Here is a 13,303-nt window from a genome sequence, read left to right as displayed (position 1 = left end):
CTTATAAAAAAAGTAAGGGGGAGGCGTGAACAGGATTCTGGTGGCTGCCGTGCTGGCGGGGCTGGGCTTTTCAGCGCAGGCGCAATTGCCGGTGATGATCGTGGCTCCGCCCGTGGTGGCACCGCCACCGGCCCTGATGCCGGGCCCGGCGAAGACCAAGCAGGCCACGGTGCTCCGTGCACGGCCGCAGCATCAGTCCCCCATCGAGGGACCGGTGCCGGCGGGCGCCAGCCTCAAGCTGCAGGTGCGGCAGACTAATCGCGATGGTGGCTGGTGGTATACGCAGCACCAGCAGTACAGCGGCTGGATCGAGGAAGCCACACTGTCACAGTGATCGCTGCAAACGCGTGTCCGATTTTCCAGCGCCGGCGGAGACCCCGCCGGCGTTTGTGTCTCTGCGGCCATGTCCCCGGTAATATCGATCTCCCAGAATGATCCCGAAATCACTTTCTTGAGGAGATTGGCCGTGAACTATTTCGTGACGGGGGCGACAGGTTTCATCGGCAAGTTCCTGCTGGAACAGCTGCTGGCCCGGCCCGAGGCGCAGGTGCATGTCCTGGTACGCGAGTCGTCCAAGGACAAGTTCGCGGCACTGCAGGAGCGCTACGGTGAGGCCGGCACGCGCCTGCACGCCGTGTATGGCGACATCACCACGCCGGGCTTGGTGTCCGCGGCCGACTTCAAAAAGCTGCAGGGCAAGATCGACCATGTCTTCCACCTGGCTGCCGTCTACGACATGGGCATGGACGACGCCACCGGCGACCGCATCAACAACGAGGGCACGCGCAATCTCGTGGCCTTCGCCAACGACCTGGGCGGCAACGTGAAGCTGCATCACGCCTCCAGCGTGGCGGTGGCCGGCGGCGACTTCAACGGCCGTTTCACCGAGGACATGTTCGACGAGGGCCAGCGCGTGGCGCACCCCTACTTCCGCACCAAGTTCCAGTCGGAACAGATCGTGCGCGAGGAGTCGAAGGTGCCCTTCCGCATCTATCGTCCGGGCGCCGTGGTCGGCCACTCCGAGACGGGCGAGATGGACAAGATCGACGGCCCCTACTACTTCTTCAAGACCATCCAGAAGCTGTCGTACGCGGTGCCCAAGTGGCTGCCGCTGCTGGGCATCGAAGGCGGCCGCGTGCCGCTGGCGCCGGTGGATTACGTGGCCAAGGCCATGGACCACATCGCGCACAAGGATGGTCTCGACGGCCAGGTCTTCTGCCTGATCCAGTCGGATTCGCCCACGGTCGGCAGCCTGCTGCAGACACTGATGGAAGCCGCGCACGGCCCGCAGTTCGCCGCCAAGTTCGAGCTGCCGGCGATACCCAAGGCGGCGCGCGACCTGGCCAACCGCCTCGGCGAGAGCATCCCCGGCAACGTCAGCAAGACCCTCTCCAAGGCCATCGGCGTGCCGGTGTCGGTGCTGGGCTACGTCACCAACCCGGCGGTGTTCGACGACAAGAACGCGCGCCGCGCCCTCAAGGGCTCGGGCATCAACTGCCCGGACATCAAGGATTACGCCGACAAGCTCTGGGCCTATTGGGAACAGTTCCTCGACATCTACGCCAAGATTCCCAAGGGCGCCGAGCGCAAGCTGTCCGGCAAGGTCGTGGTCATCACCGGCGCGTCCTCGGGCATTGGTTTCATCTCGGCCAAGAAGTTCGCCGCCGCCGGCGCCAAGGTGATCCTGGTGGCGCGTACGCGCGAGAAACTGGAAGAGACGCAGAAGATCATCCAGATGGCCGGAGGCGAGGCGCATGTGTACCCCTGCGACCTCAACGACATGCAGGCCATCGACAATTGCTGCGCCGAGATCCTGAAGGACTTCGGCCACGTCGACATCCTGATCAACAACGCCGGCCGCTCCATCCGTCGTGCCGTGTTCGAGTCGCTGGACCGCTTCCACGACTTCGAGCGTACGATGCAGCTGAACTACTTCGGCGCCATCCGCATGATCCTCAACTTCCTGCCGGGGATGGCGAAGCGCCGCGACGGCCACATCGTCAACATCAGCTCCATTGGCGTGCTGACCAATGCCGCGCGCTTCTCCGCCTACGTCGCCAGCAAGTCCGCGCTCGATGCCTTCAGCCGCTGCCTGTCGGCCGAGGTGAAGCACCGCGGCATCGAGGTCACCGCGATCTACATGCCGCTGGTGCGCACGCCGATGATCGCGCCGACCAAGCTCTACGACTACGTGCCGGCCTGGTCGCCGGAGAAGGCCGGCGACACCGTGCTGGAGTCGGTGCTGCGCCGCCCGAAGTCCATCGCCACGCCGCTGGGCACCGTCGCCGCCGTGTCCTACGCGCTGTGGCCCAAGCTCAACGACAGCATGCTCAACCGCGGCTTCCGCCTGTTCCCCTCCTCGGCCTCGGCCAAGGGCCGCAAGGACGGCGGCAAGCCGACGCTGGAGCAGGTGGTGTTCGCGAACGTGTTCAAGGGCGAATATTTCTAGGCTTCACCGCAGCAACGAAAAAGGCCCGCTTTCACGGGCCTTTTTCATGCTCTGAAGCCGGAGTGCTTTACGCGCTCTTCACCAGCCGCTTGCCGCGCTTGGCCACACTCGCCGCCAGCCCACCCAGCACCGCGGTGGTGTCGTCCCAGTGGATGCAGGCGTCGGTGATCGACTGGCCATAGACCATGTCGGGGCCGATGTCCTGGCGGCCTTCCACCAGGTGCGACTCGATCATCACGCCGACGATGCGATCGTCGCCGCCGGCGATCTGGTGGCCCACGTCCTCGCCGACATTGACCTGGCGCTTGTGCTGCTTCTGGCTGTTGGCGTGCGAGAAATCGACCATCACCTGCGGCTTGAGGCCGGCCTTGGTCAGCGCCGCGCAGGCGGCGTCCACGCTCTTGGCGTCGTAGTTGGTGCCGCTGCTGCCGCCGCGCAGGATCACGTGGCAGTCGGCATTGCCGGCGGTCTCGAAGATCGAGATCTGGCCGTCCTTGGTCAGCGACAGGAAGCGGTGCGGGCTCTGGGCGGAGACGATGGCATCCACCGCCACCTTCACGCTGCCGTCGGTGCCATTCTTGAAGCCCACCGGGCAGGACAGGCCGGACGCCATTTCGCGATGCAGCTGCGATTCGGTGGTGCGCGCGCCGATGGCGCCCCAGCTCACCAGGTCCGCCAGGTACTGCGGCGTCAGCAGGTCCAGGAACTCCACGCCGGCCGGCACGCCCATGTCGTTGAGCGTGACCAGCAGCTTGCGCGCCACGCGCAGGCCCTGCTCGATGTCGTAGCTGTCATTGAGGTTCGGGTCGTTGATCAGGCCCTTCCAGCCCACCGTGGTGCGCGGCTTCTCAAAGTACACGCGCATCACCACCAGCAGGTCGTCCTGCACCTGTTCGCGGAAGGCCTTCAGGCGCGCGGCGTACTCCAGCGCGGCCTGGGTGTCGTGGATCGAGCAGGGGCCCACGATCACCAGCAGGCGGCTGTCGCGGCCGTGCAGGATGTCCTGGATTTCCTTGCGGGTCTGGAACACCGTCGCCGCCGCGTTATCGGTCAGCGGGAATTCGTCCTGGACCTGGGCGGGGGTGGAGACGGGGCGGACGGAACTGATCCGCGTATTTTCGGTGGCAAACATCGGTAACCGCTTGTCAAGCAAAAGGGAGGGCGATGCTATAGCAAAGGCCAGGGAGCGGCAAAACGCGGCTGTCACGGGTCTGGCCGGCCGCTTGCGGCATACTGCGACGGTGCTGCGGCCGGGATGCCAGGAAGGGCCCTGGCAGAAAGAGATTTAAAATAATCATTTGCAGTATTAATCAATAAATAAACACAGGAATCCCATGATCCGTCCGACCCTGCCGCTTGCGGCCCTGCTGGCGGTGCTGGCCCCGGTGGCCCAGGCCGCCCCTTTCGACACCACCAACCAGGGCGCGCTGGCGCAGGGCTTCGCCCTGCCCGTGATCGGCCATGGCCGGGTGCTGGCCAAGGGCGACAGCGCCAGCCGCTACAGCCTGGACCTGACCAGCGAATACACCACCGACACGGTGGGCACCGAGACCATCGGCCTGGACGGCGAGAGCGCCCACCTGACCGGCCGCTACCGCGCGGGCCTGGGCGAAGGTTGGGAGTGGGGCGCGGAACTGTCGGTGGTGCATGTCGGCGGCGGCTTCATGGACAGCTTCATCGAGGGCTGGCACGACTTCTTCGGCTTGCCCAACGGCGGCCGCGAGCTGGTGCCGCAGGACCGCTACCAGTACCGCTACGAGAAGAACGGCGTGGTGCTGCTGGACCGCACCGAGGAAGGCTGGGCGCTGGGCGACCTGCGCGTCTCCGCCGGCTGGGCCGCCACGGAAGACCTGGCGCTGCGTGCCGAGCTGAAGCTGCCCACCGGCGACGAGGACAAGCTCACGGGGGGCAATCTCGGCGGCGCGCTGTGGGCCGACTGGGCGCTGCCCTTCGACCAGGACAGCCGCTGGAGCGGCTTTGCCTCCGCCGGCCTGTCGCTGAACCAGAAGGGCGACGTGCTGGAGGACCAGCAGGAGACCCTGGTGCCCTTCGGCGGCGCGGGCGCCTTCCTGCGCGCCACGCAGAAGATCGAGCTGGGCGCGCAGCTCTACGCCCACGGCCCGCTCTACAAGGATTCCGCGCTGGACCAGCTTGACCGTGCCGGCCTGCAGCTGGTGTTCGGCGGCCGCTGGATCGAAAAGGCCTGGGCGCTGGACATCGCCTTCCAGGAAGACCTGATCACCAAGTCCTCGCCGGACTTCTCGATCCACGTCGGGCTGACGCTGGCGTCGCGGTAAACGAAGGCGCCTGTCGCCAGCAAGCTGGCTCCTATAGCAGGGCTTCTTGTAGGAGCCGGCTTGCCGGCGACCGTTTCGCTTCGATCAAGCCAGATCGAACAACAGCACTTCCGCCGCGCCGCTGGCCGTCACCGCCAGCCGGGTCTCGTCCTTCAGCGCCAGGGCGTCGCCGGCCGACAGCGCGTCGCCGTTGATCACGACCGCGCCGCGCGCCACATGCAGGTAGTAGGCCCGCTGCGGCTGCAGGGCCTTCTCCGCCACCTGCCCATCCGCCAGCCAGGCGATGTCCAGGCGCGCGTCCTGGTTGATCTGGAAGGGCGTGCCGCTGCCGGCGGGGCCGACCACCGTGGTGAAGCCGCGGCGCAGCGCCTTGGTGTCCAGCGCGGACTGCTCGTAGCCGGCCGCATGGCCGCGGCGGTCGGGCTGCACCCAGATCTGCAGCAGGTGCGTGCGTTCCTGCGTCGAGGGGTTGATCTCGCTGTGGGTGATGCCGCCGCCGGCATGCATCACCTGCAGTTCGCCATGGCGCAGGTCGCCGCTGCCGCCGGTGGAGTCGCGGTGGCGGATGGTGCCCTCCAGGACGTAGGTGATGATCTCCATGTCCTGGTGAGAATGCGGCGGGAAGCCCGCCGTGGGCACGATGATGTCCTCGTTGATCACGCGCAGTGCGCTGAAGCCCATGCGCTGGGGGTCGTAGTAGTCGCTGAACGAAAAGCTGTGCCAGGACTCCAGCCAGCCACGGTCGGCATGGCCGCGTTCATCGCTGCGTATCAGGGCTTGCATGGTTCGCTCCAGTCAGTTCGTTTGAATGCTCAAACCCAATGTAAGACTTGACCTGGGGTCAAAAAAGCGGAAAGTTTCGAAGCGAACATTCAAACGAGTTGAAGATGCGCCTGACCCTGGAAGCCCTGGAGACCCTGGACGCCATCGACGAGCACGGCAGCTTCGCTCGGGCCGCCGAGGCCCTGCACCGCGTGCCCTCCGCCGTGACCTACACCGTGCAGAAGCTGGAGTCCGACATGGGCGTGCCCTTGTTCGACCGCAGCGGCCGCCGGGCCCGGCTGACGCCTGCCGGGCTGGTGCTGCTGGAGCGCGGCCGCGAGCTTCTGCGCCAGGCCGAGAGCCTGGAGAACTCGGTCAAGCGCGCCGGCCATGGCTGGGAGACGCAGCTGGTCATTGCGGTGGACGACATCATCCCGATCGAGGCCCTGTTCCCGGTGATCTCGGCCTTCGACGCGCTGATGACCGGCACGCGCCTGCGCTTCACCCAGGAGATATTCGGCGGCACCTGGGACGCGCTGATCGACCGCCGTGCCGACCTCACCGTGGGCGCGGGCGGCGATGCCCCGCATGGCTATGGCCTGCTGACCAAGCAGATCGGCGTCATCCCCTTCGTCTTCGTGGTGGCGCCGCACCATCCGCTGGTCGAGGCGCCGGAGCCGCTGCTGCCGGAGATCGTGGCGCGCTACCGCAGCATCGCCGCCGCGGACTCCTCGCGGCGCCTGCCGGCGCGCAGCAACGGCATCCAGCCCGGGCAGGAGGTGATGGTGGTGTCCTCGCTGTCCGCCAAGGCCGCGGCGCAGATCGCCGGCCTGGGCGTGGGCTACCTGCCGGAGCACCTCGCACGCCCGCACATCGAGGCCGGGCGGCTGGTGGAGCGCCAGGTGGCTGCCGAGCGCTCGCCGGTGACCATGCACCTGGCCTGGCGCTCCGGCGAAGAGGGGCGGGCGCTGCAGTGGTTCCGCGACCGCATCGCGGAGGAGCCAGGGATGCGGGCGTTGATGGGGCGCCAGGGGTGAAGGACCTGCGAATACTCCTGCTGGCGCTGTTGATGATGCAGGTGGCCTGCGCCGGCGGTGCTGTGGAGCGGCCCCAAACGCTGCCGGTTGAGGATCGTGCAGCGTCGATGCTGCAGAAGGAGCAGGCCGCCTGGGCGCAGGCTATCGCGCGGAAGCTGCGCGCTGCCTGGATGGTGAATGGCCCCGTGACGGAGAACTTCAGATGCGTGGTGCGTGTCGAGCTGGCGGACGATGGACGCGTGACGGACGCTAGCTTGGTCCAGCCCTGTGGCAGTGAGGAACTGGATCGCTCGGTGATAGCTGCCGCTCATCGCGCCAGCCCGATGCCTTTACCGGACTACGCGCCCGCCTTCGATCCAGTCCTGGTGCTCAGGCTCTGCCTTCGCCCCGGCCCGCCCTGCTGAATTGGCGAGAGTTGTCTCAGGCCCGCAACTGCTCCAGGTAATCGCCCAGCCCGCGCATCACCGACTGCAGCACCTGCGGTGACTGCCGCAGCTTGGCCAGGCCGAAGCTGCCTTCCACGCAGGCGATGATGAAGTCCGCCGCCGCGCCCGGATCGAAGCCGCGGCGCAACTGGCCTCGCTTCTGGCCCTGGCTCAGCGCCTCGGCCAGGCCGCTGCGCCAGTCGTCCAGGATCGACTGCAGGCGCTCGCGGAAGCCCTCGTCCACCGGGGCCATCTCGTTGACCAGGTTGTTGAGCGGGCAGCCGTAGGCCAGGATCTTCTCGGCGCGCTCGCGCAGCAGCTCGCCGCTCAGGGCCAGGGCGGTGGTGACGATGTCGTCGGCCTCCACCAATGGGCGCCAGCTTTGCTCGATCCAGGGGCGCACCATTTCGTCCACCACGGCATAACCCAGCGCCGTCTTGTTCTCGAAGTGGTGGTAAAGCGCGCCTTTGGTCACACCGGAGTCGCGCAGAATCGCGTCAAGGCTGGCGGCACGAAAGCCGCATCGGTATATCTCGTCGAAGGCACATTCCAGCAGGCGCTGGCGGGTGACGTCGGGCTGGCGCTTAGGCGCGGCGGCGGGCATGGGGCGGGCTCTGCATACCGGCTAGTATCTGGCCGGCTGCCACGATGTCAATGCCGCCCGGCATAATCCGGTAAACAGAGGGGAGATCAGCCTCATGGAAACCTCGTCGCATACGCACAAGGAACTGGTGCGCGCCGTACGGACCCGCGTACCCCTGGACGCCGCCCAGCTGCTGAGCCGCGAGCCGGTGGAACGGGTGGCGGCGGTGCTGCGCGAGCTGCCTGCCAAGCTCGCCGCGGAGATCCAGCAGCACCTGCCGGATCACCTCTGCCCGGACGGGCGAGACCAGGCCACCACAGAGCTGGAGATCCCCGGCACCGTGGCCGAGATGATGGAACCGGCGGTGGGCGTGCTCGACGCGGACGCTACCGTGGCGCAGGCCATCGCCTACCTGCGCGGCCACGACAATCCGCAGCAGATCACTTACCTTTACGTCACCCGCGAAAAGCGCCTGGCCGGCATGGTGGTGATCCGCGACCTGCTGCTGGCACAGCCGGAGCAGACTCTGGCCGGCGTGATGCTGCCCCATCCTTTCGCGCTGACCGCCGACATGGCGGCGGGCGATGCGATCAAGGCGGCGGTCTACCGGCACTACCCGGTGTACCCGGTGGTGGACGCGGAGGGCGGGCTCACCGGCATCGTGCGCGGCTGGAAGCTGTTCGAGCGCCAGGCGGTGGAGATCAGCGCGCAGTCCGGCAGCATGGTGGGCCTGGACAAGGAAGAGCGCGTGCAGACGCCGCTGTGGCAGGCCTTCCGCCAGCGCCACCCCTGGCTGCAGATCAACCTGCTCACGGCGTTCCTCGCCGCCTTCGTGGTCGGTGCTTTCGAGGACACCATCTCCAAGGTCGTGGCGCTGGCGGCCTTCCTGCCGGTGCTGGCGGGGCAGAGCGGCAACAACGGCTGCCAGACGCTGGCGATCACGCTGCGCGGCCTGACGCTGGGCGACCTGGACGGCTTCCCGATGCGCCGCCTGCTGGGTAAGGAGATGCTGCTGGGTGCGCTCAACGGATTCCTCACCGGCCTGGTGGCCGGTGCCGCCATGTGGTGGACCGCCGCGCGTGACGGCAACGAGCAGGCCCCGCTGCTGGGCGTGGTGATCTGCGCCGCCATGACCGGGGCCTGCGTGCTCAGCGGCCTGTTCGGCGTGATGGTGCCGCTGACGCTGCGCCGCTTCGGTGCCGACCCAGCCACGGCCTCCAGCATCTTCCTGACTACCGGCACCGATATCGCCGGCATGGGCCTGATGCTGGGGCTGGCGGCGGCGTTCGTACTCTGAGGGCCTCTGTTCCCTTGTAGGAGCCGGCTTGCCGGCGACACCCAACTTGTCGCCGGCGAGCCGGCTCCTACAATGAGCGCCCTGCTGTCCTGGAAGTTTCGTTGTCCGACCTCCCCCTCATCGCCGTCATCACCGTCGCCGGATTCCTGACCTCGGCGCTGTCCGGCGTGGCCGGACTGGGCGGTGGCACCATCCTGATCGGCCTGTTCTATGCCATTGGCATGACCACGGCCGAGGCTGTGCCGCTGTTCGCCGCGGTACAGTTCGTTTCCAACACCTCGCGCACCGTGGCCTACGTGAAGCACGTGGAATGGCGTGCCGCCGGCTGGTTCCTGCTGGCCGCGGTGCCGATCACCTTCCTGGTGGCGCCCTATGCAGTGGGCGTGGATGCCAACTGGGTACAACTGCTGCTGGCGGGGCTGATCCTGGTCTCGCTGGCACCGGGCCGTGGTGACCAGGCACTGATGCCGCCGACGCTGGCCTTCCTCACCGCGGGCGCACTCAACGGTGTGCTCGGCATGTTCGTCGGTGCCACCGGCCTGTTCGTGGGGCGCCTGTTCTTTCTGCCGCAATGGCGCAAGGAAACCGTGATCGGCACGCTGGCGCTGACGCAGATGCTCGGCCACGGCCTGCGCGTGGCGGCCTTCGGCGTGGTCGGCTTCAGCGCGCTGGCGCAGCCGGAGCGCTTGCTGCCCTTGTGTGTCGCGGTGATCGCCGGCACGGCGCTGGGCAAGCACTTCAACGGGCGCATCGCCCAGGATCAGTTCGACCGGATATTCAAGATCATCCTGGTCGTGCTGTCGCTGAAACTGTTGTGGGACGCATCGAGGGGATTGGGGTGGATCTGAAGCTGACGGCGGAAGAAGTGCAGATGCTGATTCGTGGTGGCCTGCCGGCGGTGGGTAAGAGCGGCTTTGCGGTGGAGGAGGTGCGCCCTGGTTATGCACGTGTGCGCCTGCCGTACCACGAGAAGATGCTGCGACCGGGCAACGTGATCTCCGGTCCCACGCTGTTCAGCGCAGCGGACTCGGCCATGTACGCCCTGGTGCTGTCGCACGTCGGCCCCGAGCTGATGGCGGTGACGTCCAACCTCAACATCAACTTCCTCAACAAGGGCCGCCCCGGCGACGTGCTAGCCGAGGCGAAAATGCTCAAGCTGGGCCGCCGGCTCGCGGTGATGGAAGTGAGCATCACCACCGGCGGCGATCCGATGCCGGTGGCGCATGTGACGGGGAGTTATGCGTTGCCGGTGAAGTAGGCATTGGGAGGGCGCATGCAGGCGCTGGAGGTTCCGGACCCATTTCGTGCCCGACTCGGGCCGGAGATGAAGATGGATGTGCACTGGGTAGACGTGAAGCTGAAATCCGGTGCGGTGCATCGCGGATTGGTGGTTCGTGGCTCGCGCTACCTAACCGGAACACGCTTGAATCCAGAGGGCGGAGTTCCTTTTGAAGTCGAAGATATCATCGACCTGCGCAGACAATCGGTTTGGCCATGGTGATGATAATGATGCTCCTGGCGGGATCGTAGGGCGGGAAAGCGAAGCGCATCCCGCCTTTTTCTACTCCCTCTCGATCGCCCGAACCTCATCGGTTCCGCCCCAATCCGGGGCATAGATTCCAGCCCTAACGAACCGCTGAAAGCTGGAATGCGGCCATTCTGCCGGTGAGAGCACATGCCCATGCTTCACTGGGTTGTAGTGTATGTAATCGATATGCTGCTCAAGATCCTGTTCATCGCGGATAGCATGCTCCCAGAAGCGCCGCTGCCAGATGCCGCGCTCGCCCTTGGACAGCCTGCGCTGGCTGAGCAATTCGTCTTTTGGAATGCCAGCAGAGAAGCGCGACTTGATGTCATGCCAACGCACCGAAAAATCGGCGTCTTCTTCCGGCAATGTCCAGATGCAGTGCAGATGATCCGGCAAGATCACGATGGCGTCGATCGAGAAGGGCCGGCGTCGGCGCGCGTCATCGAAGACCTTACGGAGCAGATCGACGTGGTCGACTAATAAACGCCGGCGTCGCTCCAGGAGCGTGACAGTGAAGAAGAATGTGCCGCCAGGGATGAAGGCTCGGATATAGTTCGGCATGTCTTCCCCTAAGGCGGGATGCGCTTCGCTTTCCCGCCCTACGTTACTGAGGCTCCAGCCCCAGATTCGCAGCCTCCGCCGTCCCCACATCCGGCAGCATCTCCAGCATCCCGTCCCAGCTCGTCCCGGCCTGCAGCGCCTCCACCACCACTTCTAGCGGCTCCGCCAGCACATTGGCGAAGGTTGCCTCGCCCGGCAGCGTTCCCGCGAACGCCAGGGTTTCCTTGGGCGGATCGAAGCGCGCAGCGATCCCCGGCCGGTTGCCGCGCGCATCCACGCGCACCCAGCCCCAGGACTCCAGGTACAGCGCGTTGAAGCCGTGCAGCGAGTAGGGCTCGCCGTCGTCGTGGATGCTGAGCCTTTGGTAGCAGAAGCCGGTGGGGATGCCGTTGGCGCGCAGCAGTGCCGCCAGCAGGTGGCTCTTGGCGTAGCAGTAGCCGGTGCGGTGCTGCAGCACGTCCGAGGCTTGGCAGGTGACTGGGTTGCGCTGGTGATCGACGCTGTGCAGCACCTGGTCGCGGACCCACTCGAAGCAGCGGCGCGCGGTGTCCACCGGATCGCCGGCCGACAGCGCCTGCGCCTGGGCCAGCACCTGCGGCTGCCGCCAGTCGATCACCGGCGTGGCCTGCAGGTAGGCCTGTAGCGGTTGCTCCACGATCAGGTCGCGCAACTCAGGCCCCCTCGCGTTCGTCGAGCATGCGCTTGATCTCGTTCTCGCCGTAGGGGCGCGAGTCCTTCACCTTGAGGCTGTTGCTCCACTCGCGGGCGAAGTCGCGCTGCAAATATCGGTTGATCGCGGCGGTGATCAGCATCGCCAGCAGGGCGCCGCAGCCGGCCAGGGCCATGTCCTTGTGCGCGTCCCAGATGTCGCCCTGTGTGCCGAGGTAGGCGGCGCCCAGCTCGCCGCCGAAGAATTCCGCGGCGCCCCATTCGATCAGCTCGTAGAGCGCCGAGGTGGCCAGCGTGAATTCCAGCGGGAAGAAGTAGCCCCAGAAGCCGCGGGCCTCGGCCACGCGCAGGAAGATCTCGCGCAGCGGGTAGGCCAGCAGCAGGCCGTAGGAGAAGTGCACCAGGCGGTCGAAGTGGTTGCGCTCCCAGCCGAACAGGCTGTTGAAGGTGTGGCCGGTCAGCGCCTCCCACCATTGGTCGTAGGGGACCATGGCGTAGGTGTAGTGCGAGCCGATGCAGTGCAGGCACAGGAACACGAAGATCAGCGTATAGGACACACGCGAGAACACGAACACGCGACGGCTGGCCCAGAGCCCCACGCCGAAGGCCAGCACCAGCACGTTCTCCAGGATCCAGTCCTTGCGGTGCAGCGGGGAGATGCCCAGCCACAGCCAGATCAGCGTGTAGACGACGATCAGCCCGCCGACATAGGTGCGCCAGGCCTGCGTGCGTTCGATTTTCATGCGGCCCCCTTGTGGATGTCCAGGTCCCGGTCCCAGTAGGGCGGGTCGCCGATGCTCTGCTGCAGGTAATCGACGAAGGCCCGCAGCTTGGGCGAGCCGTAGCGGTTGGGCAAGTGCACGGCGTAGACCGAGGTGGCGTCGGAGCCGTACCAGCCGCGCAGCGGCGCCACCAGCCGGCCCGCGGCCAGGTCCGGGCCGATGCAGTAGGTGGGCAGCAGCGAGATGCCGGTGTGCTTCAGCAGCACGGTGCGCAGGGCATTGATGTTGTTGACGCGGAAGTTGCCGTTGATCGGCACCGTGTAGGCCTCACCGCCGCGCAGGAAGTGGAAGTTGCGCTCCAGCGGGCTGGGGAAGCCCAGGCAGTTGTGCGCGCGCAGGTCGTCCGGGTGCTGCGGCGTGCCGTGGCGCGCCAGGTACTCCGGCGTGGCGCAGACCACGAAGTGGATCGGCGCCAGCTTGCGTGCCACCAGCAGCGGGCCCGGCGCATGCGTCAGGCGCAGCGCCATGTCGAAGCCTTCCTCGGCCAGGTCCACCGTGCGGTCGTTGGTGACGATCTCCAGCTCGATCTTGGGAAAGCGCCGGAAGAACTCCGGCAGCAGCGGCGCCACCACCGCGTCGACGAAGGAATTCAGGCTGCTGACGCGCAGCTTGCCGCTGGGCTCGGCCTGCAGCCGCGCCACCGCGTGCTGCGACTGCTCCAGCTCCTCCACGATGCGCGCGCAATGCTCGAAGTAGGCGCTGCCGGCGTCGGTCAGCGAGAGCTTGCGCGTGCTCCGCTGCAGCAGGCGGGCACCCAGCGATTTCTCCAGCTTGGCGACGTGCTTGCTGACCACCGAGGGCGCCAGCTTCAGGCGCTCGCCGGCGGCGGCGAAGCTGCCCGCCTGCACCACGCGGGTGAAGGTCAGCACGTAGTTCAGATCTTCCATGGCCCCGCTCCCCCGGCCCTGGAGGG

16 protein-coding genes are annotated in these 13,303 nt (G+C 66.7%); 9 read left to right on the top strand and 7 right to left on the bottom strand.

The genetic code is table 11. The features are described from left to right. Positions 1-25: 25 nt before the first annotated feature. Both QT386_RS09915 and QT386_RS09910 read left to right on the top strand, forming a co-directional pair. Positions 26-334 (top strand): SH3 domain-containing protein, encoded by a 309-nt coding sequence (locus QT386_RS09915; protein WP_289273595.1) that lies wholly within the window; start codon positions 26-28, stop codon positions 332-334. Positions 335-466: 132 nt separating this feature from the next. After that, positions 467-2,449 carry an SDR family oxidoreductase gene (locus tag QT386_RS09910; protein WP_289273594.1) on the top strand — a complete coding sequence of 661 codons (1,983 nt, stop codon included), beginning with the start codon at positions 467-469 and terminating at the stop codon, positions 2,447-2,449. A gap of 67 nt (positions 2,450-2,516) precedes the next feature. On the opposite strand, the gene QT386_RS09905 is transcribed toward QT386_RS09910, so the two are convergent. Next, positions 2,517-3,581 (bottom strand): 3-deoxy-7-phosphoheptulonate synthase, encoded by a 1,065-nt coding sequence (locus QT386_RS09905; protein WP_289273593.1) that lies wholly within the window; start codon positions 3,579-3,581, stop codon positions 2,517-2,519. Positions 3,582-3,783: 202 nt separating this feature from the next. Here QT386_RS09905 and QT386_RS09900 point away from each other — a divergent pair, with 202 nt between their 5' ends. Then, positions 3,784-4,746 (top strand): DUF3187 family protein, encoded by a 963-nt coding sequence (locus QT386_RS09900; protein ID WP_289273592.1) that lies wholly within the window; start codon positions 3,784-3,786, stop codon positions 4,744-4,746. A gap of 84 nt (positions 4,747-4,830) precedes the next feature. Here QT386_RS09900 and QT386_RS09895 read toward each other — a convergent pair whose 3' ends face one another. Then, positions 4,831-5,529 (bottom strand): pirin family protein, encoded by a 699-nt coding sequence (locus QT386_RS09895; RefSeq protein WP_289273591.1) that lies wholly within the window; start codon positions 5,527-5,529, stop codon positions 4,831-4,833. Positions 5,530-5,633: 104 nt separating this feature from the next. Here QT386_RS09895 and QT386_RS09890 point away from each other — a divergent pair, with 104 nt between their 5' ends. Next, complete coding sequence (locus tag QT386_RS09890; RefSeq protein ID WP_289273590.1) at positions 5,634-6,545, top strand: LysR family transcriptional regulator; 912 nt, start codon at positions 5,634-5,636, stop codon at positions 6,543-6,545. After that, complete coding sequence (locus QT386_RS09885; protein ID WP_289273589.1) at positions 6,542-6,949, top strand: energy transducer TonB; 408 nt, start codon at positions 6,542-6,544, stop codon at positions 6,947-6,949. The genes QT386_RS09890 and QT386_RS09885 overlap by 4 nt, the downstream gene beginning before the upstream one ends. A 16-nt stretch (positions 6,950-6,965) precedes the next feature. Here the strand turns inward: QT386_RS09885 and QT386_RS09880 are convergent, their stop codons facing one another. Beyond that, complete coding sequence (locus tag QT386_RS09880) at positions 6,966-7,574, bottom strand: TetR/AcrR family transcriptional regulator (RefSeq protein WP_289273588.1); 609 nt, start codon at positions 7,572-7,574, stop codon at positions 6,966-6,968. Positions 7,575-7,668: 94 nt separating this feature from the next. On the opposite strand from QT386_RS09880, the gene QT386_RS09875 reads away from it, so the two are divergent. The 4 genes from QT386_RS09875 to QT386_RS09860 all read left to right on the top strand — a co-directional run bounded on the left by QT386_RS09875 (position 7,669) and on the right by QT386_RS09860 (position 10,351). After that, positions 7,669-8,850, top strand: coding sequence for a magnesium transporter (locus tag QT386_RS09875; protein WP_289273587.1), 1,182 nt, complete (start codon positions 7,669-7,671; stop codon positions 8,848-8,850). 101 nt (positions 8,851-8,951) lie between these two features. Next, the gene (locus QT386_RS09870) at positions 8,952-9,698 is read left to right on the top strand and encodes a TSUP family transporter (protein ID WP_289273586.1); all 747 of its coding nucleotides are present in this window, start codon (positions 8,952-8,954) and stop codon (positions 9,696-9,698) included. Next, positions 9,689-10,108, top strand: coding sequence for a PaaI family thioesterase (locus QT386_RS09865; RefSeq protein ID WP_289273585.1), 420 nt, complete (start codon positions 9,689-9,691; stop codon positions 10,106-10,108). Before QT386_RS09870 ends, QT386_RS09865 begins: the two co-directional genes overlap by 10 nt. A 15-nt stretch (positions 10,109-10,123) precedes the next feature. Then, on the top strand, positions 10,124-10,351 hold the full coding sequence (locus QT386_RS09860) for a hypothetical protein (protein WP_289273584.1): 228 nt from the start codon (positions 10,124-10,126) through the stop codon (positions 10,349-10,351). Positions 10,352-10,411: 60 nt separating this feature from the next. Here the strand turns inward: QT386_RS09860 and QT386_RS09855 are convergent, their stop codons facing one another. Genes QT386_RS09855 through QT386_RS09840 form a run of 4 tightly spaced genes read right to left on the bottom strand, consistent with a single transcriptional unit; the run spans position 10,412 to position 13,277 of the window. Further along, a complete protein-coding gene (locus tag QT386_RS09855) occupies positions 10,412-10,939 on the bottom strand; it encodes a transposase (RefSeq protein WP_289273583.1) in 528 nt (175 codons plus the stop codon). A 43-nt stretch (positions 10,940-10,982) separates the two neighbouring features. Beyond that, on the bottom strand, positions 10,983-11,609 hold the full coding sequence (locus QT386_RS09850; protein WP_289273582.1) for a transglutaminase family protein: 627 nt from the start codon (positions 11,607-11,609) through the stop codon (positions 10,983-10,985). 1 nt (position 11,610) lies between these two features. Then, positions 11,611-12,351 (bottom strand): DUF2238 domain-containing protein, encoded by a 741-nt coding sequence (locus tag QT386_RS09845; RefSeq protein ID WP_289273581.1) that lies wholly within the window; start codon positions 12,349-12,351, stop codon positions 11,611-11,613. Further along, entirely contained in the window at positions 12,348-13,277 is a 930-nt protein-coding gene (locus QT386_RS09840) for a LysR family transcriptional regulator (protein ID WP_289273580.1), read from the bottom strand. The genes QT386_RS09845 and QT386_RS09840 overlap by 4 nt, the downstream gene beginning before the upstream one ends. Positions 13,278-13,303 lie beyond the last annotated feature (26 nt).

The organism is Solimonas sp. SE-A11, from assembly GCF_030345715.1.
In the GTDB taxonomy this organism is placed as follows: domain Bacteria; phylum Pseudomonadota; class Gammaproteobacteria; order Nevskiales; family Nevskiaceae; genus Solimonas_A.
Note: the sequence above shows the minus strand (reverse complement) of the source record. Positions and strands in the feature narration are given on the sequence as shown.